We start from the raw sequence: 233 nt of genomic DNA on the forward strand, positions 1-233 counted from the left end.
CACGCCCTGACGGGTTTCTACGTCGGCGGCGTCGTGCTGTTTCTGGCGGTTACGGGCATGCCGTGGTCGGCAGTCTGGGGCGACCGCGTCATGGGCTGGGTCAAGGAGACCGGCTGGGGCCGTCCGCCCGCCCCGGTCGCGGGGGCCTGGCAGCGCGCCCAGCACCATGATGCGCCCATCGGCGCCGGCTGGACCATGGAGGGCATGGTGATGACGCACGATCACGCCGGTCA

General features: G+C 71.7%; 1 pseudogene. It reads left to right on the forward strand.

Annotation, left to right across the window (positions count from 1 at the left end):
• Positions 1 to 233 (forward strand): annotated as a pseudogene (locus CVH10_RS24725) (PepSY domain-containing protein); the annotation flags it as partial.

It is taken from the genome of Halomonas sp. ND22Bw, from assembly GCF_003011945.1.
GTDB lineage: Bacteria > Pseudomonadota > Gammaproteobacteria > Pseudomonadales > Halomonadaceae > Halomonas > Halomonas halophila.